This is a genomic window from Sphingobium sp. B2, assembly GCF_007693735.1.
GTDB classification, from domain to species: Bacteria; Pseudomonadota; Alphaproteobacteria; order Sphingomonadales; family Sphingomonadaceae; genus Sphingobium; species Sphingobium xenophagum.
The window spans coordinates 2,462,947-2,487,874 of record NZ_VDBZ01000001.1 but is presented as its reverse complement, the minus strand read 5'-3'; the positions used below and the strand labels follow the sequence as shown (position 1 = coordinate 2,487,874).

At 63.0% G+C, this 24,928-nt stretch carries 28 protein-coding genes; 15 read left to right on the top strand and 13 right to left on the bottom strand.

Annotated elements, in window-relative coordinates; all coding sequences use genetic code 11:
- Positions 1-68: 68 nt before the first annotated feature.
- The 4 genes from hisF to hisB all read right to left on the bottom strand — a co-directional run bounded on the left by hisF (position 69) and on the right by hisB (position 2,882).
- A complete protein-coding gene (gene hisF, locus FE851_RS12180) occupies positions 69-833 on the bottom strand; it encodes an imidazole glycerol phosphate synthase subunit HisF (RefSeq protein WP_145202742.1) in 765 nt (254 codons plus the stop codon).
- A gap of 4 nt (positions 834-837) precedes the next feature.
- Complete coding sequence (hisA, locus tag FE851_RS12175; protein ID WP_017184004.1) at positions 838-1,575, bottom strand: 1-(5-phosphoribosyl)-5-[(5-phosphoribosylamino)methylideneamino]imidazole-4-carboxamide isomerase; 738 nt, start codon at positions 1,573-1,575, stop codon at positions 838-840.
- Between the two features lie 105 nt (positions 1,576-1,680).
- Positions 1,681-2,298, bottom strand: coding sequence for an imidazole glycerol phosphate synthase subunit HisH (gene hisH / locus FE851_RS12170; protein ID WP_145202739.1), 618 nt, complete (start codon positions 2,296-2,298; stop codon positions 1,681-1,683).
- Positions 2,295-2,882, bottom strand: a complete 588-nt coding sequence (gene hisB, locus FE851_RS12165; RefSeq protein WP_026002551.1) for an imidazoleglycerol-phosphate dehydratase HisB — start codon at positions 2,880-2,882, stop codon at positions 2,295-2,297. Before hisB ends, hisH begins: the two co-directional genes overlap by 4 nt.
- A 110-nt stretch (positions 2,883-2,992) precedes the next feature.
- Here hisB and FE851_RS12160 point away from each other — a divergent pair, with 110 nt between their 5' ends.
- Positions 2,993-3,469 (top strand): SspB family protein, encoded by a 477-nt coding sequence (locus FE851_RS12160; protein WP_017184007.1) that lies wholly within the window; start codon positions 2,993-2,995, stop codon positions 3,467-3,469.
- Positions 3,470-3,717: 248 nt separating this feature from the next.
- Here FE851_RS12160 and FE851_RS26505 read toward each other — a convergent pair whose 3' ends face one another.
- A complete protein-coding gene (locus FE851_RS26505) occupies positions 3,718-3,975 on the bottom strand; it encodes a hypothetical protein (protein ID WP_145169813.1) in 258 nt (85 codons plus the stop codon).
- A 280-nt stretch (positions 3,976-4,255) separates the two neighbouring features.
- Positions 4,256-4,717: a hypothetical protein gene (locus tag FE851_RS12150; protein ID WP_145202733.1), complete on the bottom strand. Its 462-nt coding sequence runs from the start codon at positions 4,715-4,717 to the stop codon at positions 4,256-4,258.
- A 404-nt stretch (positions 4,718-5,121) separates the two neighbouring features.
- Between FE851_RS12150 and fumC the strand changes: the two genes are divergently transcribed.
- Both fumC and FE851_RS12140 read left to right on the top strand, forming a co-directional pair.
- A complete protein-coding gene (fumC, locus tag FE851_RS12145; RefSeq protein WP_145202730.1) occupies positions 5,122-6,507 on the top strand; it encodes a class II fumarate hydratase in 1,386 nt (461 codons plus the stop codon).
- Between the two features lie 49 nt (positions 6,508-6,556).
- Positions 6,557-6,901, top strand: coding sequence for a hypothetical protein (locus tag FE851_RS12140; RefSeq protein WP_107125641.1), 345 nt, complete (start codon positions 6,557-6,559; stop codon positions 6,899-6,901).
- On the opposite strand, the gene FE851_RS12135 is transcribed toward FE851_RS12140, so the two are convergent.
- Positions 6,898-7,452, bottom strand: coding sequence for a DUF2585 domain-containing protein (locus FE851_RS12135; protein ID WP_186378808.1), 555 nt, complete (start codon positions 7,450-7,452; stop codon positions 6,898-6,900). The two genes, FE851_RS12140 and FE851_RS12135, sit on opposite strands and share 4 nt — an antisense overlap.
- A gap of 66 nt (positions 7,453-7,518) precedes the next feature.
- Between FE851_RS12135 and gmk the strand changes: the two genes are divergently transcribed.
- Positions 7,519-8,184: a guanylate kinase gene (gene gmk, locus FE851_RS12130; RefSeq protein ID WP_019052922.1), complete on the top strand. Its 666-nt coding sequence runs from the start codon at positions 7,519-7,521 to the stop codon at positions 8,182-8,184.
- Between the two features lie 13 nt (positions 8,185-8,197).
- Here the strand turns inward: gmk and FE851_RS12125 are convergent, their stop codons facing one another.
- Together FE851_RS12125 and lgt are read right to left on the bottom strand one after the other, a co-directional pair.
- Positions 8,198-9,256, bottom strand: a complete 1,059-nt coding sequence (locus tag FE851_RS12125) for a class I SAM-dependent methyltransferase (protein WP_145202724.1) — start codon at positions 9,254-9,256, stop codon at positions 8,198-8,200.
- Positions 9,246-10,112 (bottom strand): prolipoprotein diacylglyceryl transferase, encoded by an 867-nt coding sequence (gene lgt, locus FE851_RS12120; protein WP_145202721.1) that lies wholly within the window; start codon positions 10,110-10,112, stop codon positions 9,246-9,248. Before lgt ends, FE851_RS12125 begins: the two co-directional genes overlap by 11 nt.
- 284 nt (positions 10,113-10,396) lie before the next feature.
- Here lgt and FE851_RS12115 point away from each other — a divergent pair, with 284 nt between their 5' ends.
- The 5 genes from FE851_RS12115 (at position 10,397) to FE851_RS12095 (ending at position 14,331) form a co-directional block, all read left to right on the top strand.
- Positions 10,397-11,518 carry a Ppx/GppA phosphatase family protein gene (locus FE851_RS12115; protein WP_130751915.1) on the top strand — a complete coding sequence of 374 codons (1,122 nt, stop codon included), beginning with the start codon at positions 10,397-10,399 and terminating at the stop codon, positions 11,516-11,518.
- 10 nt (positions 11,519-11,528) lie between these two features.
- The gene (locus FE851_RS12110) at positions 11,529-12,233 is read left to right on the top strand and encodes an RlmE family RNA methyltransferase (RefSeq protein WP_019052925.1); all 705 of its coding nucleotides are present in this window, start codon (positions 11,529-11,531) and stop codon (positions 12,231-12,233) included.
- A 41-nt stretch (positions 12,234-12,274) separates the two neighbouring features.
- Positions 12,275-13,783 (top strand): YifB family Mg chelatase-like AAA ATPase, encoded by a 1,509-nt coding sequence (locus FE851_RS12105; RefSeq protein WP_145202718.1) that lies wholly within the window; start codon positions 12,275-12,277, stop codon positions 13,781-13,783.
- A gap of 7 nt (positions 13,784-13,790) precedes the next feature.
- Complete coding sequence (locus tag FE851_RS12100) at positions 13,791-13,985, top strand: hypothetical protein (RefSeq protein ID WP_409994486.1); 195 nt, start codon at positions 13,791-13,793, stop codon at positions 13,983-13,985.
- A 115-nt stretch (positions 13,986-14,100) separates the two neighbouring features.
- On the top strand, positions 14,101-14,331 hold the full coding sequence (locus FE851_RS12095) for a YkvA family protein (RefSeq protein ID WP_409994501.1): 231 nt from the start codon (positions 14,101-14,103) through the stop codon (positions 14,329-14,331).
- 204 nt (positions 14,332-14,535) lie between these two features.
- On the opposite strand, the gene FE851_RS12090 is transcribed toward FE851_RS12095, so the two are convergent.
- From FE851_RS12090 to FE851_RS27280, 4 genes are all read right to left on the bottom strand, one after another.
- Positions 14,536-14,916, bottom strand: coding sequence for a polymer-forming cytoskeletal protein (locus tag FE851_RS12090; RefSeq protein ID WP_145202715.1), 381 nt, complete (start codon positions 14,914-14,916; stop codon positions 14,536-14,538).
- A complete protein-coding gene (locus FE851_RS12085) occupies positions 14,897-15,982 on the bottom strand; it encodes a M23 family metallopeptidase (RefSeq protein WP_017184025.1) in 1,086 nt (361 codons plus the stop codon). Before FE851_RS12085 ends, FE851_RS12090 begins: the two co-directional genes overlap by 20 nt.
- Positions 15,983-16,243: 261 nt before the next feature.
- Positions 16,244-17,815 (bottom strand): EAL domain-containing protein, encoded by a 1,572-nt coding sequence (locus FE851_RS12080; RefSeq protein ID WP_261370910.1) that lies wholly within the window; start codon positions 17,813-17,815, stop codon positions 16,244-16,246.
- A gap of 2 nt (positions 17,816-17,817) precedes the next feature.
- Complete coding sequence (locus FE851_RS27280; RefSeq protein WP_261370909.1) at positions 17,818-18,633, bottom strand: hypothetical protein; 816 nt, start codon at positions 18,631-18,633, stop codon at positions 17,818-17,820.
- A 368-nt stretch (positions 18,634-19,001) separates the two neighbouring features.
- Here FE851_RS27280 and rpsL point away from each other — a divergent pair, with 368 nt between their 5' ends.
- The 6 genes from rpsL to rplC all read left to right on the top strand — a co-directional run bounded on the left by rpsL (position 19,002) and on the right by rplC (position 24,927).
- Positions 19,002-19,373 (top strand): 30S ribosomal protein S12, encoded by a 372-nt coding sequence (gene rpsL / locus FE851_RS12075; protein WP_026002556.1) that lies wholly within the window; start codon positions 19,002-19,004, stop codon positions 19,371-19,373.
- A gap of 14 nt (positions 19,374-19,387) precedes the next feature.
- The gene (rpsG, locus tag FE851_RS12070; protein ID WP_017184026.1) at positions 19,388-19,858 is read left to right on the top strand and encodes a 30S ribosomal protein S7; all 471 of its coding nucleotides are present in this window, start codon (positions 19,388-19,390) and stop codon (positions 19,856-19,858) included.
- A 160-nt stretch (positions 19,859-20,018) separates the two neighbouring features.
- Complete coding sequence (gene fusA / locus FE851_RS12065) at positions 20,019-22,091, top strand: elongation factor G (RefSeq protein ID WP_019052930.1); 2,073 nt, start codon at positions 20,019-20,021, stop codon at positions 22,089-22,091.
- Positions 22,092-22,222: 131 nt separating this feature from the next.
- Positions 22,223-23,413 carry an elongation factor Tu gene (gene tuf / locus FE851_RS12060; protein WP_145202710.1) on the top strand — a complete coding sequence of 397 codons (1,191 nt, stop codon included), beginning with the start codon at positions 22,223-22,225 and terminating at the stop codon, positions 23,411-23,413.
- 138 nt (positions 23,414-23,551) lie between these two features.
- Positions 23,552-23,860: a 30S ribosomal protein S10 gene (gene rpsJ, locus FE851_RS12055; protein ID WP_006960299.1), complete on the top strand. Its 309-nt coding sequence runs from the start codon at positions 23,552-23,554 to the stop codon at positions 23,858-23,860.
- Between the two features lie 314 nt (positions 23,861-24,174).
- Positions 24,175-24,927: a 50S ribosomal protein L3 gene (gene rplC, locus FE851_RS12050; protein ID WP_017184029.1), complete on the top strand. Its 753-nt coding sequence runs from the start codon at positions 24,175-24,177 to the stop codon at positions 24,925-24,927.
- Position 24,928: the final 1 nt, after the last annotated feature.

Here is a 24,928-nt window from a genome sequence, read left to right as displayed (position 1 = left end):
CCATTTTCAGGGTTAACGACGCTGCCGGAAATATGGTTACTGTAAAGTAAATCGACGTTTTTGCGGGTTCAGGCCGCCCGCACCGGCACACCCGCCGCCGCCAGCGCGCGATGGGCTTCGGCGATGCTGTGCTGCCCGAAATGGAATATCGACGCCGCCAGCACCGCGCTGGCATGACCCATAGTCACGCCCTCGACCAGATGCTCCAGCGTCCCGACGCCGCCGCTGGCGATGACGGGGATCGATACCGCGTCGGCAATGGTCCGCGTCAGCGCCAGGTCATAGCCCGCCTTCGTCCCGTCTCCGTCCATCGACGTCACCAGCAGTTCGCCAGCGCCCAGCTGCGCCAGTCGCAGCGCATGCTCCAGCGCGTCGATCCCGGTCGGCTTGCGCCCGCCATGGGTGAAGATTTCCCAACGCCCTTCACCGACTTTGCGCGCGTCCACAGATCCCACGATACACTGGCTGCCGAAGCGATCGGCAATATCCGCCACCAGTTCGGGCCGCGCCACCGCCGCGCTGTTCACTGCCACCTTGTCCGCGCCTGCCAGCAGCAACGCGCGCGCATCGTCGGGCGTCCGCACCCCGCCGCCGACGGTAACGGGCATGAAGCAGACTTCGGCCGTGCGCCGCACCACGTCGAGGATAGTCCCCCGCACCTCATGCGTTGCGGTAATGTCCAGAAAGCACAGCTCGTCCGCGCCCGCCGCGTCATACAGCTTCGCCTGCTCCACCGGATCGCCCGCGTCGCGCAGATCGACGAAGTTCACGCCCTTGACCACGCGCCCGTTGGCGACGTCCAGACAGGGGATGACGCGCGTGCGGACGGTCATCGGATCACGCCGCTGCCTGCGCCACGGCCAGCGCCGTTTTCAGGTCCAGCCGCCCGTCATACAGCGCCCGCCCGGTAATCACGCCCTCGATGCCGTCGTCGGCGTGCAGGCTCAATATCCTGATGTCGGCGATCCCCGCCACGCCGCCGCTCGCGATCACCGGAATGTCGGTCGCCCGCGCCAGATCGACCGTCGCCTCGACATTGCAGCCCTTCAGCATCCCGTCGCGGCCCACATCGGTAAAGAGCAGGCTGGCAACGCCCGCATCCTCGAACCGCCGGGCCAGGTCGATCACGGGCATGTCCGATTTTTCCGCCCAGCCATCGGTCGCGACGAACCCGTCGCGCGCATCGACCGCCACGACGATCCCGCCGGGAAAATCGCGCGCGGCCAGCTTGACGAAGGCCGGATCTTTCAGCGCCGCCGTGCCGATGACGATGCGCGATACGCCAAGGTCGAACCAGCGTTCCACCGCCTCCCGGTTGCGGATGCCACCGCCCAGCTGGACATGCCCCGGAAAGGTCTCGACAATCCGCTCGACCGCCGCGGCGTTCACCGCATGGCCCGCAAAGCTCCCGTCCAGATCGACAACATGCAGATGCTGTGCCCCCGCCTGCGCAAACAGCGCCGCCTGCGCCGCCGGATCGTCGCCATAAACGGTCGCACGGTCCATATCGCCCTCGGCCAGGCGCACGACCTGCCCGTTTTTCAGGTCAATGGCGGGAAAGACGATTAGAGACATGGGCTCACCAGACAATATTGGGGCAGCGTGTTCCCGCGAAGGCGGGAACCCAGCTCCGACGTTTCAACTGGGTTCCCGCCTTCGCGGGAACACGGGTTGGCATCATCACGGCTTCCACTCCAGAAAGCGCGACAGGAAGGAAAGGCCATAGGTCTGGCTCTTTTCCGGGTGAAACTGGCAACCGATGATCGTGTCGCGCGCCACCGCCGCGACCAGCGGGCCGCCATGGTCGGTCACGGCCGCGACATGCGCCGGATCGGTCGCCTCGAAATGATAGCTGTGCAGGAAATAGGCCTCGCCCGCTTCGATTAGGGGCGGCGCGCCGTTCAGCACGACATCGTTCCACCCCATATGCGGCACCTTGATGCTGGCGTCGCCCGGCTGCATCAGCCGCACCGTGCCGCCGATCCAGCCCAGCCCTTCGTGCCGCCCGAATTCCTCGCCCGCGTCGGCCAGCAACTGCATGCCCACGCACACGCCCAGAAACGGCACGCCGCGCTGATGCACGGCATCCCCCATCGCCTCGACCATGCCGGGGATCGCCACCAGCGCATCGCGGCACGCCCGGAACGCGCCTACGCCGGGCAACACGATCCGGTCGGCCCGCGCCACCACATCGGCGTCGGCGGTAATGACGGCATCGCCCGCCCCCGCCTTGCGCAGGGCATTATAGACCGAATGCAGATTCCCCGCGCCATAGTCGATAAGGGCGACCCCGCTCACAACATCCCCTTGGTCGACGGGATCGCGTCCGCCTTGCGCGGGTCGATCTCCACCGCCTGCCGCAGCGCGCGGGCCAGCCCCTTGAACGCGCTTTCGACGATATGGTGATTATTGCTGCCATACAGACATTCGATGTGCAGCGTGATGCCGGCGGCCTGCGCGAAGCTGTGGAAGAAATGCTCCACCATCTCCGCGTCCCACTCGCCGATCTTCTGCACGGTGAAGGGCAGCTTGCACACCAGCCACGGCCGCCCCGAAATGTCGAGCGCCACCCGTGTCAGCGTCTCGTCCATCGGCGAATAGACGGAGCCATAGCGCGAAATCCCGCGCTTGTCGCCCAGCGCCTTGGCCACCGCCTCGCCAATGGCGATCGCGCTGTCCTCTGTCGTGTGATGCTGGTCGACATGCAGGTCGCCCACGGTCTTGACGCTCATGTCGATCAGCGAATGACGCGACAATTGCTCGATCATATGGTCGAGAAAGCCGATGCCCGTCGACACCGTGTAAAGACCCGTGCCGTCGAGGTTGACGGTTACGTCGATCTGGGTTTCCGCCGTGTTGCGGTGAATCTCGGCCGTGCGCATGCTGGCCCTATAGCGCGTGCCGCCCATCTTGCAATCTGGTCGTGCGATGCGGGCCATCCAAACCGGCAGGGGGGTTGACCCCCTGTTTCGCGCCGTTAGGACATTGGCCCATGAGCGATGACCTGCCCGATAGCCTGATTCCCTATGACGAAATCGTGCAGGAAGCCCTGCGCGCCGTCGTCGGCCGCGTGCTGGGAGAGGTGCAGGCCAGCGGCGGCCTGCCCGGCAGCCACCATTTCTACATCACCTTCAAGACCCAGGCCCCCGGCGTCGACATCCCCAAGCGACTGATCGAGCGCTTCCCGGACGAAATGACCATCGTCCTGCAAAACAAATATTGGGACTTGAAGGTCAGCGACCATCATTTCGAAGTCAGCCTGACCTTCAACCAGGTCGCCGCCCACCTCGTCATCCCCTTCGCGGCAATCACGGCGTTCGTCGACCCCGCCGTCAACTTCGCCCTGCAATTCCAGGTCGCAGGCGACGCCCTGCCCGAACCCCATGACGAAGCCGAAAATGACGGCCCGCAAGTCGTGGCGGAAGATGGCTCCAACGTCGTGACGGTGGACTTCGGCAAGAAGAAGTAGGCGCGGGCGACGGCTAGGCCGCGCCTGTTCGCACGACCGTCCCCCCCCTTCGTCATTCCGAACCCTTCGACTAACTCAGGACAGGCCCGATCCGGGATCCAGAGCGGCGCTTATGACCCTGGATCCTGACGTTCGTCAGGATGACGGCTCGGCATTGGCGGGCAACGACCAGCAGCGCCCGCAAATTCCTCCCCTGCAGGGGGGGTGATCGGGAACGACCAAAAGCGGAAATTTCCGCTGTCACTGTTTCACGACATCATACCGGATATGCACAGCAGGGCGAAGGCACCCGATAAAAAACTGTATAAGCTGATCGCCAACCAAAATGTGATAGGCCGCACATCACGGTCCACCCAAGGATCGTCTATGAAATTGCGCCAGTAAACTCGGCGCTCTTTGATGGCGATAAATACATAAATTGCGAGACCGGCAGACCCCCCAGCCGAAAAAACGAAGCCAAAGATATGCTCTACTAATTTAGACATCTCATGAAACTTAGCATCCAATCTGCTCTTTGACGAGCTTCCTCTCCTCAGCCTTGATCGTTATTCTCCATGACGCTTTAGCGTCGATCGTCTCGACAGCAGCCCGTCCTGTCTTCGGCGAGAAAGCTGACCGAGCAAAATCGACCAGCAGCGCCCGCACATTCCTCCCCTGCAAGGGGAGGGGGACCACGAAGTGGTGGAGGGGTGTCGCCCTATCGAGAGGCTGATACCCCTCCGTCTGGCCTACGGCCATCCACCTCCCCTTACAGGGGAGGATGATCGGGAACGCCCATTCGCGGCCTTATTCAGTCAAAGTTGCCGCATCTGAAACCGGACGTAAGTCCATTACCTGATCAACGATTATCTCATGGTCAAATGCGCTCAAGTGCCCGTAGCTTCCCTTGCGAGCCGTTCGTCGTCCCACGAACTCAATTTCGTAGAGGCCTTCGTTGGTACCCGGAGAGGTTAGAGCCTTGCCAGACAACCATATGCGGTCGCCAGCGGTGTGATAGGAGCAGGAAACAGCAGGCGTTGGGCAAAAGCGGGAGTTCTCGAATTCTCTCCGCCATAGGCCTTTCCAATGACGGGCTGGTGTCATTTCGAAGCATTCGTCCGTGCCCAACGGCATCGCTTCTATACCACCATATTTAATCTTGTTGAGGCATCGCTCGGTGACGCCCGGCATACCCTGTCGCATCTCCTGAATAGCGTTATCCGACAGCCGCTCTGGTGGCTGTTCACACCCTTGCGTCAACAACAACATGGCAGGAGCGAGTCTCATAAAGCGGCACTGCATGATGCGATGATGGCCAGATCGACCGCCCTCTGCAACGTCTGCCTTGCGGGATGCTTATCCGAAAGCCGCCTGTCCGCTCCCCACCCAACTCAGCCAGAAACTATCCCGGCCAACAGCATCCCGCTAGTCACGCGACGTATGAACACAGGCGCACACCCCGTCGCCACCGTGCAATTCCTCCTGTCCTACATCGCCCCCCGGCGCTAACTCTCCATATGCGACATGGGCGAACTTAACGAATTTTCACACGCCATCCCCTCCAACCAACCCGCCTCGGTCACCGCTCTACTCACAACCCCTTGGATTTCTTTCTGCTCATCCTAAATCGGCTTCAGACTTGCGAATTGTTCTTAACTGAAAGGCGCCCCCAAATGCCCGCAACCCGCACCGAAAGTGACAGTATCGGCGCCATAGAGGTGCCAGCGGACGCCTATTGGGGTGCGCAGACGCAGCGGAGCATCGAGAATTTTCCGTTCGGCGCGATGGAGCGGATGCCGATCGGCATCGTCCATGCGCTGGCTGTCGTGAAGCAGGCCGCGGCGCGGGTGAACCGCCATCATGGGCTGGCCGCCACCCAGGCCGACGCCATCGAAGCCGCCGCCGCCGCCGTGGCGGCTGGCCAGCACGACGATCAGTTCCCCCTCGTCATCTGGCAGACCGGCAGCGGCACCCAATCCAACATGAACGTCAATGAAGTGATTGCCGGCATCGCCAATGAAGCGCTCACCGGCACGCGCGGCGGCAAGCATCCGGTTCACCCGAATGACCATGTCAATCTCGGCCAATCCTCCAACGACAGCTTCCCTACCGCGCTTCATATCGCGGCGGCTCTGGCCGTCACCAAAGCCTTGTTTCCCGCGCTAGACCGGCTCCATGCCGCGCTAGACGCGAAAGCGAAGGCATGGGATCATATCGTCAAGATCGGTCGCACCCATTTGCAGGACGCGACCCCGCTGACGCTGGGGCAGGAATTTTCCGGTTACGCGCATCAGGTCTATCGCAGTCGCAAGCGGATCGAACCCGCCGCGATGCACGGCATGATGGCGCTGGCGCAGGGCGGCACGGCGGTCGGCACCGGCCTCAATGCGCCCGAAGGGTTCGATGTCGCGGTCGCGGCGGAAATCGCCACCATCACCGGCCTGCCGTTCCGCACCGCCGATAATAAGTTCGAAGCGCTGGCGTCCAACGATCCGCTGGTTCACCTGTCCTCGACCCTCGCCACGCTGGCCGTCGCGCTGACCAAGATCGCCAACGACATCCGCCTGCTCGGGTCCGGTCCGCGCTCTGGCCTTGGCGAACTGGATCTGCCCGCCAACGAACCAGGCAGCTCGATCATGCCGGGCAAGGTCAATCCGACCCAGTGCGAGATGCTGACCATGGTGGCGGCGCAGGTCATCGGCAATCATCAGGCCGTGACCGTGGGCGGGATGCAGGGCCATCTGGAACTCAACGTGTTCAAACCGATGATAGGCGCGGCAGTGCTGCGCTCGATCCATCTGCTGGCCGTCGGGATGGACAGTTTTGCCGAACGCTGTGTCGAGGGGCTGGAGGCGAACGAGACGCGCATCGCCGAACTGGTCGATCGATCGCTGATGCTGGTCACCGCGCTCGCCCCCGCGATCGGCTATGACAATGCCGCCGCCATCGCCAAGCACGCGCACAAGACCGGCCAGACGCTCAAAGCCGCCGGGCTTGAACTGGGGCTGGTGGACGCGGCGACCTTCGACGCGCTGGTGCGGCCGGAAAATATGACATGATCGACATCGGCATGGCGGAACCGCGCGCCGTCCGATACATTGACCCAGTATGAAAAAGCCTCTCGCCCCTAAAGCCCCGCGCGTCTCCGTCACCGCTCCCAAAAAGACCGGCCTGCTGCGCAAGGCAGCGCGCGTCGGCGCGACCGTCGTGGCCACGCGCGTCGCGGCCGATACCGGCAAGAAGGGGGTGTTCGGCCTGCTCGCCGGGATGGGGGCCAAGCGGATCATCATGCGCTATCCGGTCGGCGCGCTGGTCGTCACCGGCGCCTATATGGCGGGCAAGCTTTATGAGGCCAAGCGAGAGGTTGATCGCAAGCGCGCGATCAAGGCCCTGCCGGACCTCAGCAAGGAACCGGTGCCGATCAATAGCGCGCGCAAAGTAGCCAAGCCCTAAAGCGCGGCCTGCCACGTCCGCACGGCGTCGAGCGGGAAGGTCAGCATCAATATGTTGAGCGTCAGATTGTCGCGGATCACCGCGAGCGCCAGCAATTCGAACCCGATCGCCACTGCGACCGACAGCCAGACCGGGGCGCGCGAAGCGAACAGGAAGCCCAGCGTCATCATGCCGATGTCGCTCATCGAATTGAGGACCGAATCACCACTATAGCCAAGCGCAATGGTCGCCGTGCGATAGCGGTCGATGATGATCGGGGAATTCTCCAATATCTCCCAGGCCGACTCCACCGCCACAGCCAGCGCCAACCGCACCCCCATCGGGCGCTTGCGCAACAGCCAAAGGGTGGCTGGGTAGAATAGCAGACCGTGAATGACATGGCTCAGGCTATACCAGTCGGCGATATGCTGGCTGTTGCCACTGTCCAGCGCTCCGTGCCACAATTCGACCCGGCCACAGGTGCAGATCGGCGGCCTGTCCATCAGCAGCAACAGGGCACAGCTTAGCAGGGCGATCAACCCCGCTGCGATCAACCCCCTGCGATGGACCATCCGCCTGTTGCGCATCCTGCCATTTCCCCCTCTTGCAAAAGCCCGCATCAAGCGGCACTAGCGGCCATGGCCGACAGCATCCTGATCGAAACGCCCGACTTCAAGCGGCGCGGCGTCCTCTTTGTCCTCTCCTCGCCTTCTGGCGCGGGAAAGTCCACCATTGCGCGCAAGCTGCTCGCCGCCGAACCGGATATGTCCATGTCGGTGTCGGCAACCACCCGACCGATGCGGCCGGGCGAAGTCGACGGCAAGGATTATCATTTCGTCGACCTGCCGGAATTCCGCCGGATGACCGCCGATCAGGAATTTCTGGAATGGGCCCACGTATTCGGCCAGCGTTACGGCACCCCCCGCGCGCCGGTGGAGGCCATGCTCAAAAGCGGGCAGGACGTGCTGTTCGACATTGACTGGCAGGGCGCGCAGCAATTGCATCAGATTGCCGGGGGCGACGTGGTGCGGGTATTCATCCTGCCGCCCTCGATGGAGGAACTGGAGCGCCGCCTGCGCGGCCGCGCGACGGACAGCGATGAAGTCATTGACGGTCGCATGGCCCGCGCGGCGGGCGAAATCGCGCATTGGGACGGCTATGATTATGTGCTGTGCAATGTCGATGCAGATGATTGCTTCAGCCGCGTGCAGACCATCCTCCATGCCGAACGGATGAAGCGCAGCCGCCAGACCGGCCTGATTGGCTTCATCCGCAAGCTGGGCCGTTATCACCAGGACGATTGAGGGCAATCCGCCGTCAAAAGCCTGCCGGGTCGGCCCAGTCGGGATGGACCCAGGCCATCGCCTTGAACAGGCTGCCCATCGCTTCGGCACTGGTCAGCCGGGCGCGGGCGGCCTCCACTTCAGCGGCGCGCGCAGGATGTGTGCGGGCCAGTTGCTCGGCGCGGGCGTCAATGCCCAGATCGCGCAGATACGGCCCCTGATCGACCGGGCCTGACACCCGCAATCCCGCCTGCCGCGCCATGTTGCCGATGATGGTGAAGTCGACATGGGTGGTCAGGTCGACCTCGCCAGGATCGGCGAAGGGATCGGCAAATGCATGTGCCTTCACCGCTTGCAGCGTATCGCCCAGCAACGGCCCGGCATAGCCATAGTCGATGATGATCGCCGCGCCGCCCTGCTTGGCGATCCGCTGGGCCAGTGCATAGGCGATCCCCGCGCCCACGATCGGTGTTTCGATGATTGCCCCGTCCTGCGCCTGCGCCGCGATTGGGGGCAGGCCCGATTCGATGCGGCGATAGCCAGGAACGGCGACAAAGCGCCCTTCTTCTTCGCGCCGGATGACGACCCGCTCGCGCCATTCCTCGCCCACGCGAATGCACTGGCGCACCGGCAGCGCATCGAAAAATTCGTTGGCGATGACCAGCAGTGGCCCGTCGTCGGGCAGGCTGTCGATACTGTCATGGTGGGTGACATGGGGCAGCAGTGCGCGCTGCCGTTCGCGCAAGGTGGGGCTGGTCTCGACGAAATGAACGCGCGGCGCGAGGGCGGCGCTCTCCATCGCGCGCAGTGCGTCGGTGGCCAATGTGCCGCGTCCCGGCCCCAGCTCGGCGTAAAGCGGCCCAGGCTTGCGCCCCGACCGCATCCACACATCCGCCAGGCACAGCCCCACCAGTTCGCCGAACATCTGGCTGATTTCCGGCGCGGTGGTGAAGTCGCCATCCGCGCCCAACGGGTCGCGGGTGGCGTAATAATGCTGGTTCGCCTCCGCCATGAAATGCGCGACGGAGATCGGCCCGCCCGCGGCAATCTGGCGCGAAAGCCGTTCAGCCAGGGTTAGCGGCTCAGCTGACACTCGCGTTTCCGGCGACGGGCTCCACCCGCGCGCGACGCCCCTTCGACGTGACGATCAGGTAGAGGCCGCCCAAAATCATCGGCAGACACAGCCACTGGCCCATATGCAGGCCGGTACGCGCGGCAAATTCCATCAACTGCGCGTCCGCTTCCCGCACATATTCGACGCCGAACCGGAAAATGCCATAGCCCAGCAGGAAAATGCCCACCAGTTTCCCCGGCTGATAGCGCGCGCGCGTGCGCCAAAAGGCGAAGGCCAGGATGGCGAACAGGACAAGCCCTTCCAGCGCCGCTTCGTACAACTGGCTGGGATGACGGGGATAGGGGCCGCCGGTCGGGAAGATGATGCCCCAGGGAACATTGGTTTCCTTGCCCCACAATTCACCATTCACGAAATTGGCGAGGCGCCCGAAGAACAGGCCGAAAGGGACGCAGCAGGCGACATAATCATGGATGCGCAGCCAGCTCAGCTTCTCCTTGCGCGCCATGTAGAGAATACCGAGCGACACGCCCGCCGCGCCGCCATGGAAGGACATGCCGCCATTCCACAGCTTGAAGATGTCGAGCGGATGCGCAAGAATTTCGGGCTGGTAGAAGATCACATAGGCCAGCCGTCCGCCGATGATGATCCCCAATGTAGCATAGAAGATCATGTCGTCGGCATGGCGGCGACCCATGGGCGATCCCGGCTGGGCGATCAGCTTGAGCAGATACCAGTAGCCGATCAAGATCCCCGCCAGATAGGCGAGACTGTACCATTTGAGCGTGAAGAAGCCGAGGTCGAGCGCAACCGGGCCGACGCCCAGATCGTCAAAGCGGATCGCGCCCGAAGCGGCAGCGGCAATGTCCAGGATCAATTCGGCTTCCTCTTGGCAATAGGATTGTGGCCATAGAAGGATTTTCAGCCAGATGGAATCATCTGATGGTACTCAAATCACGGAAATCCAAAAATCCCCGACAGGCCGGACAGTATGGGGGGACGTTGCTCTTTTCGCCCGATAGGCGCGCCTCATCCTTGATCCGTTCCGCATTTCATGGAGGGCGGGGCGCGCGCCTTGCGCATTGTCGCGTATCTGCTTAAGCATGGTTCCCAAGTTCTGGCTCCGCATTGGGGCTGGCGATATGTGAAGCGAGTTACGGCATGGTGCAGCAAAGCCGCCCATCGCCGCAGAGTTCCGGCCCGACCGGCCGTTATGCGGGCAAGCGCGCCGCTTCCGGTCCGGGCGATGGGAGCAGGGCTGCGGCCATTCCTCCCCCGTCAACGCAGCGGGGCTTTGCGCCTTATGGCGCGCGCGAACGGCGATCCTATGCCGCGATCGACCTTGGCACCAACAATTGCCGCCTTTTGATCGCCAAGCCGTCGGCTGACGGTTTCATCGTCGTCGATGCTTTTTCGCGGATCGTGCGTCTGGGCGAGGGTCTGGCGTCCACTGGCCGGATCAGCGACGCGGCGATAGACCGGGCGATCGCTGCCCTGTCTGTCTGCGCGGACAAGCTGCGCCGCCGCCATGTCACGCTGGCGCGATCGGTAGCGACCGAAGCCTGTCGCCGTGCCAGCAACGGCGCTGAATTCATCCAGCGCGTCTATCGCGAAACCGGCATAGCGCTCGACATCATCAGCGCGGAGGAAGAGGCGCGGCTTGCCGTGCTGGGGTGCCATGCCTTGCTGGAACCGGGCAACGGCCCGGCCCTGATCTTCGACATTGGCGGTGGATCGACCGAATTGGTGCTGGTCGATGCTCAGGGCTCGTCGGGCGCGCCGCGCATTGTCGATTGGGTAAGCGCGCCATGGGGCGTCGTATCGTTGACCGAAAGCGAGGCGTTCGAGCATGACGATGCCGATGCGCGGCTGGCCGCTTATGGCAGGATGCGCGCGCGGGTCAGCGACGCATTCTCGCCGCTCGCGCGCCGCCTGCCGCAGGCTGCGGAGGACATCCGCCTGCTTGGCACGTCCGGCACGGTGACGACGCTGGCGAGCCTGCATCTCAACCTGCCGCGCTACGATCGGCAGGCGATTGACGGGCTGATCGTGCCCTGCACCTCCATGCGGTCCATTTCGGAGCGGCTGTCGACCATGACGCTGGGCGAGCGGCAGAAGCTGCCCTGCATCGGCACCGAACGGGCCGATCTGGTGGTGGCGGGTTGCGCGATACTGGAGTCGATCCTCGACATCTGGCCTGCGCAGCGGCTGGGCGTTGCCGACCGGGGTATCAGGGAAGGCATTTTGCGCGGGCTGATGGACCGCGACGGGAGAATGATGTGAAGGGCGCCATATGAGAGGATCTGGCGCAGGCAAGGTGCGGGTCAAGAGCGCGAAGGGCCGCACCGCGCAGTCGGTGCGCTGGCTCGAACGCCATCTTAACGACCCCTATGTCCATAAGGCCAAGGCGGAAGGCTGGCGCAGCCGCGCCGCGTTCAAGCTGATCGAATTGGACGAGAAATTCCATTTCCTGAAAGGGTCGCGCGCGGTTGTCGATCTTGGTGTCGCGCCGGGCGGCTGGTCGCAGGTGGTGCGCAAGCTGGTGCCCAAGGCGGCTGTCGTGGGTATCGACCTGCTGCCGGTCGATCCGATCGGGGGTGTCACCCTGTTCGAGATGGACTTCATGGATGACAAAGCGCCGCAGCTTCTGCGCGATGCGCTGGGGGACGCGCCGGATCTGGTGATTTCCGACATGGCGGCCAACACCGTGGGCCATCCCCAGACCGACCATCTGCGTACCATGGCGCTGGTCGAGGCGGCGGCCTGGTTCGCGGTTGAAAATCTGCGCAAGGGTGGCACGTTCGTAGCCAAGGTCTTTGCAGGCGGGACCGACGGCGAACTGCTGGTGCTGCTCAAAAAGAATTTCACGACGATCAAGCATGCCAAGCCCCCCGCCAGCCGCAAGGGCAGCGTGGAATGGTATGTCGTGGCGCAAGGGTTCAAGGGGCGACCTGATGAACCGGCGCGGGACCGGACAGGCGCGCCGATCGCCGAATAGGGCCGGATGGCTGACGCATAGCGGAAAGAAGCGGGGGTCACTTGGTCGCAACGGTATCGACGGTCGCTTATCTGGGTCTGGAGGCGCGGGGCGTCGAGGTACAGTGCCAGCTGGTTCCCGGCCTGCCCAATTTCATCGTCGTCGGCCTGCCGGACAAGGCGGTGGCCGAAAGCCGCGAGCGGGTGCGCAATGCCATCGCCGCCATCGGCCTGTCGCTGCCGCCCAAGCGGATCACGGTCAACCTTTCCCCCGCCGACCTGCCCAAGGAAGGGTCGCACTATGACCTGCCGATCGCGCTGGCGCTGCTGGGGGCGATGGGGGTGATCGATGCCGAAACGCTGTCGGGCTATGTTGTCGTCGGCGAACTGGGTCTGGACGGCCGCACCGCGCCATCGCCTGGCGTGTTGCTGGCCGCGCTGCATGCGGGCGAACAGGATATGGGGCTGGTCTGCCCGGTAGCGCAGGGGGCCGAAGCCGCCTGGGCAGGGCAGGTAGAGGTAGTCGCTGCCCCCGATCTGCTGAGCCTGCTCAATCATTTCAAGGGCACATCGGCATTGTCGCCGCCGCAACCGGGCGCCGTAGACGCGCCGGTTCGCACCGCTGACCTGAAGCAGGTCAAAGGGCAGGAAACGGCCAAGCGTGCCATAGAGATTGCTGCGGCAGGCGGTCATAATCTGTTGATGGTCGGGCCGCCGGGCGCGGGCAAATCGTTGATGGCAAGCTGCCTGCCGGGCATATTGCCCGAACTCACACCGGGCGAAGCGCTCGAAACGTCGATGGTGGCAAGCGTCGCGGGGACGCTGGAGGGCGGGCGGATCAGCCGCGCCCGGCCGTTTCGTACCCCCCATCATAGCGCTTCGATGGCGGCATTGGTCGGCGGCGGGCTGCGCGTGCGACCGGGGGAGGTCAGCATGGCGCATCTGGGCGTGTTGTTTCTGGACGAACTGCCAGAGTTTCAGCGCGCCGTGCTGGATTCGCTGCGCCAGCCGCTGGAGACGGGCGAGGTGACGGTGGCACGCGCCAATGCCCATGTGACCTTCCCGGCAAGAGTGCAATTGATTGCCGCCATGAATCCCTGCCGCTGCGGGCATCTGGGCGATCCGGCGCTGGCCTGTTCGCGCGCGCCGCGTTGTGCAGCGGATTATCAGGCCAAGGTTTCCGGGCCGCTGCTCGACCGGATCGACCTGCATGTCGAGGTGCAGGCGGTGACCGCTGCCGATCTGGTGCTACCGCCGCCGGCGGAAGGTTCCGTTGAGGTCGCCGCGCGCGTCGCCGCTGCCCGCGCGGTCCAGACCGCGCGCTATGGCGACGGCAAGGTGCGTACCAACGCCGAAGTCGATGGCGAGGCGCTGGAACAGGTCGCGGGGCCGGACGAGGCTGGCCGGCAGTTGCTGGCGCAGGCCGCCGCCGCGATGAAGCTGTCGGCCCGCGGCTATACCCGCGTATTGCGGGTCGCGCGGACGATTGCCGATCTGGCCGGGGCGGAAAAGGTCGGGCGCGTCCATATCGCCGAAGCGCTCAGCTATCGCCGGCGCGCGCCGGTGAACTGACGCAGCGATGCTCGCCACGCTCAAAGCCTGGGCCTGGCGGCTGAAGCGGGAAGTCTTGGCATTGTGGATTGCCGCGCGCAGTCCCGATACGCCATTGCCCGCACGGCTGATCGCCCTGCTGGTCGCCGCCTATGCGCTTAGCCCTGTCTCTTATACACATCTAGATGTGTATAAGAGACAGCGCTTAGCCCGATCGACCTGATTCCGGCCTTCATTCCGGTGCTGGGGTTGCTGGACGATCAGCTGATCGTGCCGCTCGGCATTGCGCCTGTCTCTTATACACATCTAGATGTGTATAAGAGACAGCGCTTAGCCCGATCGACCTGATTCCGGCCTTCATTCCGGTGCTGGGGTTGCTGGACGATCTGCTGATCGTGCCGCTCGGCATTGCGCTGGCGGTCCGTTGCATCCCGGCCGCGCTGATGGCGCGCTATCGGATCGAGGCGACGGCGCGCGCCGACCGGCCATCGAGCCGCGCGGGCATGTTCATTGTGCTGTTTCTGTGGGGCGTGGGGCTGGGCGCCTGTGTGCTTTGGCTGGCCGGCTGACGGATCAGGGGATTGGCTGGACGCTGATCAGCGTGAAAAGGCCGATGGCGACGCCGCCAATCGCAAAGCCGATCAGAAAGCGGCGAATATCTGGCCAATAATCGGGCGTGTCCATGGTGTCGTCTCCCCATGTCGATGACGGGGGAGGGGTATCGCTGCGATGCGGCTGCTACCAGTGACAAATATGGTTAGGGAAGGGGATGATCAGGCCGCGCCGTCGCCAGCGATCAGTTTGAGTTCCGTGACCGGGCTATGGTCCTCATGCGCGAAATGTCCTTCGATCCGGCTGCCCGGCTCGATCGTTATCCGTTCATAGCGCACGTCGCCTGTGATCCGGGCCGTGCTCTCGACCACCAGTTCCCGCGCGGCAATCGATCCGTCGACAAGACCCGCCAGGCGCGCGCTTTGCGCGGTGACATGGCCGACGATGCGGCTGTCTGGACCCTGCACCAGCGCGGCACAGCTGATGTCGCCCTCAACCGTGCCGTCGACATGCAGGTCGACCGACGCAGTCAGGTTGCCGCTGATGGTCACATCGCTGCCGATCAGCGAAAAGGGCGTGTTTTTAGCCCCGGTTGCCGACATCGGCGAAACGCGCTTTTGCGATTTGCTGGACTTGGAGAACATCTTGGCGGGCCTCCAGAAAACGGCGCGGGTTGATGGCCTGGCCATTCAGCCGGACCTCGAAATGCAGGTGGGTGCCGGTCGATCGACCGGTCGATCCCATGCGGCCGATCGTGTCGCCGCGTGAAACCGACTCGCCCACGCGACCGACAAAGCCGGAAAGATGAGCATAACGGGTCATCAGGCCATTGCCATGCTCGACCTCCACGACATTGCCATAGCCCTGACGCTGGCCCACGAAGCTGACCTTGCCGCCAGCGGCCGCGTGGATTGGTTGACCATAGCGGCCGGGAAAGTCGATTCCGGCATGGAAAGCGGCATGGCCGTTAAACGGATCGCGGCGATAGCCATAGGAACTGGTCTGCATCGGTGCCGTGGTGGGCTTGCCCGACGGGATGGTGAGCAGGCTGCGCTCCAGCAATTCCATCCGGTTGAGCGCGCTGGCCAACTCTTCCAGCTCGCCGGTCATCGCACCCTTGTCGCCCTTCCACGGGACGAAGGGGCCGCCCTGCGCGCGGGCGGCGTTGCGGGTCAGGCTGTCGGGGTTCAGGCCAAAGCTGCGGATCGCGGCGGCGGCCTTGTCTGCGCGCCGCTCGACCGCGCTGGTCAGCATCATCGCGAACTGACGCTGCCGCTGGGCCAGTCGGACGAGAGGCGCGGCTTCGGGGGCCATGCTGATCTTGGCCGTCAGCTTGCCCTTTTCGCCGCTCTTGGCCGGGCCGACCAGATCGGCGCCCGCGGCATTGCCGTCCTCCGCACCGAAATGCGTCTTGTAGAGTTCATCCATGAAATCCTGGCGCGCTTCCAAGTCCTGCGCCAGATCCTCGACCGATTTGCGATAGTCCGCGACCTTGTCCGCTGTGCTGGCGACGGCCTTGCCCTGCTCGGCGAGCCGTGCGCGCTCCTGCGCCACAGCGGCTTTGCCAGCGAGCATCGAGATGGTTGCGCCGCCCCAGCCGATCAACGCAGTGGAGGCGATGGCAATAGCGGCAAGCTGCGCCCGGCGCGAGATTCGCAGGAACTTCACCTGCCCCCCGGAGCGGAGAAAAATCTCCCGCTCAGGGCAAAGCGCGTTCAACCGCGCGCGGAGAGCGGCGGCTCCCGTTTTGCTGTTCTGCGACAATTGCGACCCCGCACTCTTATTCGAGTCGGGCCGATAGCAAAGCATTGCGAACTAGGCGAATCCGTCGTTGCGGAGTCGTGACGAGTCGAAGCCTCAGCGCGGCGAAATGATTGGGGCCTTTATTTGTTCCTTGCCGTCGAAAACAATTTTCAGCGCTGTTTCAATCTATTTGAGGGCAGGGCTGGCGAGTCTCTGTTTTGCCAGCAGCTCTGTTATGGTCGCCGCAGGCATGGCTGCGCCAAAATGATAACCTTGGCCATAATGGCATCCGCCCGCGCGCAGATAATCGACCTGACGGCTATTCTCCACCCCTTCGGCCACGGTGCGGATACCCAGGCTATAGGCCAGGTTGAGCACCGTGCGGACGATGGCGGCGTCGTCCGGGTCCGTCTCCAGATCGCGGACGAAGCGCTGGTCGATCTTGATGATGTCGATTGGAAATTGCTTGAGGTGGGAAAGGGATGCGTAGCCCGTCCCGAAGTCATCAAGGGCAATGGACACGCCCGCTTTGCTCAGGCGGTGCAGCACCTGACCGACACGGTCGGCATTGCGACCCAGAAAGACCGACTCGGTGACTTCCAGCTCGATCATCGTTGGCGGCAGGCCCGCCTGCGCCAGCCGCTCCAGCAAATGACCCGTAAAATTGTCATCGTTAAGGTCCGCGCCCGACACGTTGAGGGCGACATGACCAACATCCAGCCCGGCATCGCGCCAGCGGGTGCAGTCGGCAATGATGCCGGCGATCATCTGATTGGTGATCGCCGGTCCCAGTTCGGGATGCTCGAACGCCGCAGCGATGTCGGCCGGCATGATGACCGTTCCATTGCCGGTCGGGCAGCGGAACAGCGCTTCGAACCCGATGATCGTGCCGGTATCGAGCGCGATCTTGGGTTGATACCAGGGGCAGGGGTGTTCCTGCGCCAGAACATGCCGGGCACGGTCGAGCATCGCCGTTTCCCGGTCCCAGCTTTCCAGCAGGTCCGGCCCGAATATGGTTGCGCGCCCCCGGCCGTTATTCTTGGCATGATAAAGGGCGATGTCGGCATGTTTGACCAGCGCGGTCACATCCTCGCCATGGTCGGGGAACAGCGCCACGCCGATGCTGACGCGAGATTCGATCGGTCGGCCGCGATAGTCGAGTGGCGCGTGCAGATGATCGGCGATGCGTGTCAGGATCGACTGAAGCGCGTCGGCATCGGGCAGGCGGGTCAGCAGCACGGCAAATTCGTCGCCGCCCATCCGCGCGACCAGATCACCCGGCCGCAGCGCTTGGCGCAGCCGTCCGGCCACGGCGCATAGCAGCGCGTCGCCTGCATCATGTCCTGCCGTGTCGTTGACACGCTTGAATTCGTCCAGATCGATCAGCAGGACCGCGAGTTGCGTCCGGTCGTTCGATGCCGCCGTCGCCTGCGTCACGGCGGCCATGAAATGCGCGCGGTTGGCAAGGCCGGTCAGCGCGTCCGTCATGGCGAGGCGTTCGAGATGCCGTTCGGCCTGCTTGCGTTCGGTAATGTCGACCACGCTGGTCATGAAGCAGGGTTCGCCGTCGATCACGATCGGGCGGGCGGACAGCATTGCATGGCGGATGGCCCCGTCGGCGCGGCGCAGCCGACACTCGAAATTGTCCACCGCGCCGCCACGCTGAAGCGTAGCGAACAGCTCGTCGCGCACCGGCAAATCCACATAGGTTTGCTCGACATTGTCGAGCCGGACGTCATGTCCCTGTCTCTTATACACATCTAGATGTGTATAAGAGACAGATCGACGCCTATGGAGCGGGAGATGACGTCCGGCTCGACAATGTCGAGCCGGACGTCATGGCCCGCTCCATAGGCGTCGATGGCCACGCGGTTTAGATGCAGGAGGTGACCGTCATAGCGCGTGACCAGCAAGGGTAACGGCACAGCCATGAACATGCGCTGCAACGTATCGCGGCTGTTGGCCAGTTCCAGCTGTACGGCCTGCGCGACCTGCCCGGCGGTCCATTCCTGCCGCTGAAGCCGGTTGTTGCGCGCGATCGCGATGCACATGCCGCAATGGAGTATCAGCATGGCCAGAACCATGCCCGGCATGGTGGAGGACAGCGGGGCAGGGGCGAGATAGCCGATCAGCAGCACGATGCCACAGGCCAGCCCGCCGCCGACATTGCCGCGATAACTGGTTGGGACGACCAGATAGAAAACCAGCGGCAGCATGACGAGGACAAAGATGGCGATGTCGCTGCGCGAACTCACCAGAAAGGCGACGCCGATGGCGGTTACGACCTGCCAGGCGAAGCAGATGCGTTCAACCGCCCGAAAGCTTGTCATCCGACGGGTTAGCCACAGGCTGACGATCGACCAGATGATCACGGCCAATCGTGCGGGCACGGCGACCCAGAAATGCGCGGTCCCGGCAAAGCGCCAGTCGCTCAACAGGAACAGCGTGTTGAGAATCGTGGAAAGAATGAAAAGATTGCGGGCATGACGCCGCGATTCGGGCAGGCGCTCGGACTGGAACGCCGACTCCCGCTCGGCCAGGCGAAATTCGCCGCTGATTGTCGAAAGCCCGTTCACGTCCAGTCCAGTCAAGGCGCCCCGATGGTGCCGGGGGCTAAAATAGGGCAGGCACGGTTAGCAATTCCCTAACCAGCGTCCTTTGGCCCCGCCAGATCAATGGGATGGCCAGGCGGTCGGCGATCGGCTTGACCCTTTGCCCCGGCATCGCTATAGGCCCGCCTGCCCAGCGGTCTGCCGCGTCGAGACTCGTCTCCTCGCATCATCCCACGCGGGCAATACAGAGCTGAACATTACCGGATGCTCTTGCGGCTCCAGGGGGGTATTGCACCCGCCGGGGCCTTTGCTGTTTGGAAGCGACATGTTTCCCGGCGGCACTGAAACGCAGGGATGTTGCGGTAAAGTAACTGAAAAAGGTGAAGGGCTTCATGCCAACAATCAACCAGCTGGTCCGCAAGGGCCGCGAACCGCAGAAGGCCAAATCGAAGGTCCCTGCCATGGATGCGAACCCGCAAAAGCGTGGCGTTTGCACCCGCGTCTATACCACGACCCCGAAAAAGCCGAACTCGGCGCTCCGCAAGGTTGCCAAGGTTCGCCTGGTCAACCAGCGCGAAGTCATCACCTATATTCCGGGTGAAGGTCACAACCTTCAGGAACATAGCGTCGTGCTGATCCGCGGCGGTCGTGTGCGAGATCTTCCGGGCGTGCGTTACCACGTTCTTCGCGGCGTTCTGGATACCCAGGGCGTCAAGGATCGCAAGCAGAGCCGTTCCAAGTACGGCGCCAAGCGTCCTAAGTAAGGGGAGAACAACCTATGTCACGTCGTCGTCGCCCCGAAAAGCGCATCATCCTGCCCGATCCCAAATATGGCGATCAGGTTCTGTCGAAATTCATGAACTCCATCATGCAGGACGGCAAGAAGGCTGTTGCTGAATCGATCGTTTATGGCGCCCTGGAAACCGTCGAGGCCCGCGCCAAGAAGGATCCGATCGGCATGTTCCATGACGCGCTGAACAACATCAAGCCGGGCATCGAAGTTCGCAGCCGCCGCGTTGGCGGTGCGACCTATCAGGTTCCCGTCGAAGTGCGTCCTGAGCGTTCGCAGGCCTTGGCCATTCGCTGGCTGATCGCCGCAGCGCGTAACCGCAGCGAAACCACCATGGCCGCCCGTCTGTCGGGTGAACTGATGGATGCAGCCAACAACCGCGGCAACGCGGTCAAGAAGCGCGAAGACACGCACCGCATGGCGGAAGCGAACCGCGCCTTCTCGCACTATCGCTGGTAAAAAGATTGGCGGGGCGGCGTTCAATCGGCCGCTGCCCCGCCTATCGCTCTTAAAAATCCATCCGTTCGTCGTGGGCCTACCCATGGCGGACGGATTGGTTTAGGGGCCACGCAAGAACACGAATCCCCAACCGCCGGTGCGCCGGCAACGGAGAAGCATCATGGCCCGCAGCCATCCGCTCAAACTGTATCGCAATATCGGCATTATGGCCCATATCGACGCCGGCAAGACGACGACGACCGAGCGTATTCTTTATTATACCGGCAAGTCCTACAAGATCGGCGAAGTCCATGACGGCGCCGCGACGATGGACTGGATGGAGCAGGAGCAGGAGCGCGGGATCACGATCACCTCGGCTGCGACGACCTGTTTCTGGAACGGTCACCGCATCAACATCATCGACACCCCCGGCCACGTCGACTTCACGATCGAAGTCGAACGTTCGCTGCGCGTGCTCGACGGCGCGGTTGCCTGCTTCGACGGCGTTGCCGGCGTTGAGCCGCAGTCTGAAACCGTGTGGCGCCAGGCGGACAAGTATAAAGTTCCGCGCATGTGCTTCATCAACAAGCTCGACCGCACCGGGGCCGACTTCTATTATTGCGTGCAGTCGATCATCGATCGTCTGGGCGCGCGTCCTGCCGTTCTGTATCTGCCGATCGGCACGGAAAGCGATTTCAAGGGTCTGGTTGACCTGGTCGAGAACCGCGCGATCATCTGGAAGGACGAGTCGCTGGGTGCCGAATTCTTCTTTGAAGAAATCCCGGCCGACATGGCCGACAAGGCGGCGAAATATCGCAGCGACCTGATCGAACTGGCCGTCGAGCAGGACGATGCGGCGATGGAAGCCTATCTCGAAGGCACCGAGCCCGACACGGCGACGCTGAAGTCGCTGATCCGCAAGGGCGCGCTCAACCAGTCGTTCGTGCCGGTCGTTTGCGGTTCGGCGTTCAAGAACAAGGGCGTTCAGCCCCTGCTCGACGCCGTCGTCGACTATATGCCCAGCCCGCTCGACATTGAAGACGTGCAGGGCGTCAAGATGGACAGCAACGAGCCGGACAGCCGTCCCGCGACCGACGATGCGCCCTTCAGCGCGCTCGCGTTCAAGGTGATGAACGACCCGTTCGTGGGTTCGCTCACCTTCATCCGCATCTATTCGGGTACGCTCGTCAAGGGCACCTATCTGAACTCGGTGAAGGACAAGAAGGAAAAGGTCGGGCGCATGCTCGAAATGCACGCCAACGAACGTAAGGACGTTGAAGAGGCATTTGCAGGCGACATCATCGCGCTGGCCGGCATGAAGGAAACCACCACTGGCGACACGCTGTGCGCCGAGCGTCAGCCGATCGTGCTGGAGCGGATGGAATTCCCTGAACCGGTTATCGAACTATCGGTGGAGCCCAAGACCAAGGCGGACCAGGAAAAGATGGGCATCGCGCTCAATCGCCTGTCGGCTGAGGATCCCAGCTTCCGCGTGTCGACCGATCATGAATCGGGCCAGACCATCATCAAGGGCATGGGCGAACTTCACCTGGAAATCCTCGTCGACCGCATGCGTCGCGAGTTCAAGGTCGAAGCCAATGTCGGCGCGCCGCAGGTGGCCTATCGCGAATATCTCGCGAAGAAGGTCGACATCGACTACACCCACAAGAAGCAGTCGGGTGGTTCGGGTCAGTTCGGCCGCATCAAGGCGACCGTCATTCCTGGCGAGCGTGGTTCGGGTTACCAGTTCTTCGACGAGATCAAGGGCGGCAATATTCCCAAGGAATATATCCCTTCGGTCGAAAAGGGCTTCCGTGAAACCGCGCTGACCGGTCAGCTGATCGGCTTCCCGATCATCGACTTTGAAGTCCATCTCTATGACGGCGCCTATCACGACGTCGACTCGTCGGCTCTGGCGTTCGAAATTTGCGCCCGCGGCGCCATGCGCGAAGCGGCTCAGAAGGCGGGCATCAAGCTGCTGGAACCGATCATGAAGGTCGAAGTCGTTACCCCGGAAGATTATCTGGGCGACGTCATCGGCGACATGAACAGCCGTCGTGGCCAGATTCAGGGCACCGACAGCCGTGGCAACGCACAGACCGTCGATGCCATGGTCCCGCTGGCCAACATGTTCGGTTATGTGAATACGCTGCGCTCTTTCACCCAGGGTCGGGCCAGCTATTCCATGTCGTTCTCGCACTATGACGAAGTGCCGCAGAATGTCGCTGACGAGGTGAAGGCCAAGATGGCCTGAAAATCCTGATCCGCCCTGTGCGAACGGGGCGGTTAGGGCTTTCATTATGCAAATTTGCTGCTATGGACGCGCCTTCGCAAGGCGCGGCCGAGCGGTCAAACCCATCGGATTTGATTAGAAGGTAGGATAAAATGGCGAAAGCTAAGTTTGAGCGGACGAAGCCGCATTGCAACATCGGCACCATCGGTCACGTCGACCATGGCAAGACCTCGCTGACCGCAGCGATCACGAAGGTGCTGGCCGAAACCGGCGGTGCGACCTTCACCTCGTATGACAACATCGACAAGGCGCCCGAAGAGCGCGAGCGCGGCATCACCATTTCGACCGCCCACGTCGAATATGAAACCGAGCTGCGCCACTATGCGCACGTCGACTGCCCCGGTCACGCTGACTATGTGAAGAACATGATCACCGGTGCCGCCCAGATGGACGGCGCGATCCTGGTCGTGTCCGCCACCGACGGCCCGATGCCCCAGACCCGCGAGCACATCCTGCTGGCCCGTCAGGTCGGCGTGCCGCAGATGGTCGTGTTCATGAACAAGGTTGACCTGGTCGACGATCCGGAAATTCTGGAACTGGTCGAACTGGAAATCCGCGAGCTGCTGTCGTCCTACGACTTTGATGGCGACAACATCCCCATCATCGCTGGCTCGGCTGTTTGCGCCCTGAACGGCACGAACCCTGAAATCGGTCACGACGCCGTGCTGAAGCTGATGCAGTCGGTTGACAGCTGGATCCCGCAGCCCGACCGTCCGGTCGACAAGCCCTTCCTGATGCCGATCGAAGACGTGTTCTCGATCTCGGGTCGTGGTACGGTTGTGACCGGCCGCGTTGAAACCGGCATCGTCAAGGTTGGTGAAGAAGTCGAGATCGTCGGCCTCAAGGACACCCGCAAGACCGTCGTCACTGGCGTCGAAATGTTCCGCAAGCTGCTCGACCAAGGTGAAGCTGGCGACAATATCGGTGCGCTGGTTCGTGGCGTTGGCCGTGAAGACGTTGAGCGTGGCCAGGTTCTCTGCAAGCCCGGCTCGATCAAGCCGCACACCGAGTTTGAATCGGAAGTCTATGTGCTGTCGAAGGAAGAGGGTGGCCGTCACACGCCGTTCTTCGCCAACTATCGTCCGCAGTTCTACTTCCGCACCACCGACGTGACCGGCGAAGTCGTTCTGCCGGAAGGCACCGAAATGGTCATGCCCGGCGACAACGTGAAGCTCGGCGTCAAGCTCATCGCCCCGATCGCGATGGAGCAGGGTCTGCGCTTCTCGATCCGCGAAGGCGGCCGGACCGTCGGTTCGGGGGTTGTTTCGGCAGTTACCAAGTAATATAGGCAGCGAGCCGCGCGGGTCATCTGATTCGCGCGGCTCGGATTTTAACCGCCCCGGACCGATCCTCGCCGGCTTCGCGCTAGAGGATTAAACGGGGCGGTTTGTTTTTTGGCTCTTTCGCATCGGTAGTAGGACATGGACAGCAACATCCGCATTCGCCTTAAGGCGTTCGATCATCGCGTGCTCGATCAGGCGACCGGCGACATCGCCGACACCGCCCGCCGCACCGGCGCCCTCATTCGCGGCCCCATTCCTCTGCCGACGCGCATTGAAAAGTTCACGGTCAACCGTGGCCCGCACGTCGACAAGAAGTCGCGCGAGCAGTTCGAGGTCCGCACCTACAAGCGTATGCTTGACATTGTGCAGCCGACGCCGCAGACGGTCGACGCGCTGATGAAGCTGGACCTGGCTGCCGGCGTGAATGTCGAGATCAAGCTCGCTTAAGCAGGTTTGCCTTTAGCCCCGGCGATGGCCGGGCAGGCAAGCCAGCAAGTTCCTGCTGACTGAAAAGTCGCCAGGGTATCGGGTATTCCACCCCGCCTTCTGCAAGGAAGGGTGGAAGCTCAAACGACACAAGGGATACCGCGCGGCTTCGGCCGTGGCCCTGGTCCCCCGTCGCTGTTCCCGAATAGGGGGTGGCATCCAACCCAGACGGGGTGATCTGCAAACTAAGGGTTGGCCGCGAAGGAGAGATCCTGAGCGGTTTTTTCGTTGGATACGCCCGCTGATAAGGCGGGCCTCTATTGGGAGTATGGATCATGCGCACTGGCGTGATCGCGAAGAAAGTCGGGATGACCCGCCTGTTCCAGGAGGACGGGCGTCACGTTCCGGTTACGGTTCTGGCCCTTGAAGGCAACCAGGTCGTGGCTCGGAAGGATGTGGACAGCGACGGCTATGTGGCCGTGCAGCTGGGTGCCGGCACCGCGAAAGTTAAGAATGTCGCCAAGCCGCAGCGCGGTCACTTCGCCAAGGCGGAAGTGGAGCCCAAGGCTCGTCTGGTCGAATTCCGTGTCGCCGAGGACGCGCTCCTCGATGTCGGCGCAGAAATCGCCGCTGACCATTTCATCGCCGGCCAGCTGGTCGACGTGGCCGGTCACACCCAGGGTAAGGGCTTTGCCGGCGCCATGAAGCGTTGGGGCTTCGGCGGTATGCGTGCCACCCACGGTGTGTCGATCAGCCATCGTGCCCATGGTTCGACGGGTAACCGCCAGGATCCGGGTCGCGTCTTCAAGAACAAGAAGATGGCCGGTCACATGGGCGATCGTGAACGCACCCAGCAGAATCTGGAGATCGTGCGGACCGACGTCGAGCGCGGCCTGCTGTTCGTCAAGGGCAGCGTTCCGGGCGCCAAGGGCACCTGGCTCACCGTCAAGGACGCGGTCAAGGTCGCTCGTCCGGCGGACGCGCCCTATCCCGCCAGCCTGAAAAAGGCTGACAATAGCAACGACGCTGCGAACACCCCGGCCGAAGACGCCGTGGCGACCGACGTCACCGAAGGCCAGGAGGGCTAAA

Excerpts from the sequence above, each read along its gene's own strand:
- hisF (WP_145202742.1), bottom strand. The coding sequence starts at position 833 with ATGACCGTCCGCACGCGCGTCATCCCCTGTCTGGACGTCGCCAACGGG.
- hisA (WP_017184004.1), bottom strand. The coding sequence starts at position 1,575 with ATGTCTCTAATCGTCTTTCCCGCCATTGACCTGAAAAACGGGCAGGTC.
- hisB (WP_026002551.1), bottom strand. The coding sequence starts at position 2,882 with ATGCGCACGGCCGAGATTCACCGCAACACGGCGGAAACCCAGATCGAC.
- FE851_RS12160 (WP_017184007.1), top strand. The coding sequence starts at position 2,993 with ATGAGCGATGACCTGCCCGATAGCCTGATTCCCTATGACGAAATCGTG.
- FE851_RS12150 (WP_145202733.1), bottom strand. The coding sequence starts at position 4,717 with ATGTTGTTGTTGACGCAAGGGTGTGAACAGCCACCAGAGCGGCTGTCG.
- fumC (WP_145202730.1), top strand. The coding sequence starts at position 5,122 with ATGCCCGCAACCCGCACCGAAAGTGACAGTATCGGCGCCATAGAGGTG.
- FE851_RS12140 (WP_107125641.1), top strand. The coding sequence starts at position 6,557 with ATGAAAAAGCCTCTCGCCCCTAAAGCCCCGCGCGTCTCCGTCACCGCT.
- FE851_RS12135 (WP_186378808.1), bottom strand. The coding sequence starts at position 7,452 with ATGGTCCATCGCAGGGGGTTGATCGCAGCGGGGTTGATCGCCCTGCTA.
- gmk (WP_019052922.1), top strand. The coding sequence starts at position 7,519 with ATGGCCGACAGCATCCTGATCGAAACGCCCGACTTCAAGCGGCGCGGC.
- FE851_RS12115 (WP_130751915.1), top strand. The coding sequence starts at position 10,397 with ATGGTGCAGCAAAGCCGCCCATCGCCGCAGAGTTCCGGCCCGACCGGC.
- FE851_RS12110 (WP_019052925.1), top strand. The coding sequence starts at position 11,529 with ATGAGAGGATCTGGCGCAGGCAAGGTGCGGGTCAAGAGCGCGAAGGGC.
- FE851_RS12100 (WP_409994486.1), top strand. The coding sequence starts at position 13,791 with ATGCTCGCCACGCTCAAAGCCTGGGCCTGGCGGCTGAAGCGGGAAGTC.
- FE851_RS12090 (WP_145202715.1), bottom strand. The coding sequence starts at position 14,916 with ATGTCGGCAACCGGGGCTAAAAACACGCCCTTTTCGCTGATCGGCAGC.
- rpsL (WP_026002556.1), top strand. The coding sequence starts at position 19,002 with ATGCCAACAATCAACCAGCTGGTCCGCAAGGGCCGCGAACCGCAGAAG.
- rpsG (WP_017184026.1), top strand. The coding sequence starts at position 19,388 with ATGTCACGTCGTCGTCGCCCCGAAAAGCGCATCATCCTGCCCGATCCC.
- fusA (WP_019052930.1), top strand. The coding sequence starts at position 20,019 with ATGGCCCGCAGCCATCCGCTCAAACTGTATCGCAATATCGGCATTATG.
- tuf (WP_145202710.1), top strand. The coding sequence starts at position 22,223 with ATGGCGAAAGCTAAGTTTGAGCGGACGAAGCCGCATTGCAACATCGGC.
- rpsJ (WP_006960299.1), top strand. The coding sequence starts at position 23,552 with ATGGACAGCAACATCCGCATTCGCCTTAAGGCGTTCGATCATCGCGTG.
- rplC (WP_017184029.1), top strand. The coding sequence starts at position 24,175 with ATGCGCACTGGCGTGATCGCGAAGAAAGTCGGGATGACCCGCCTGTTC.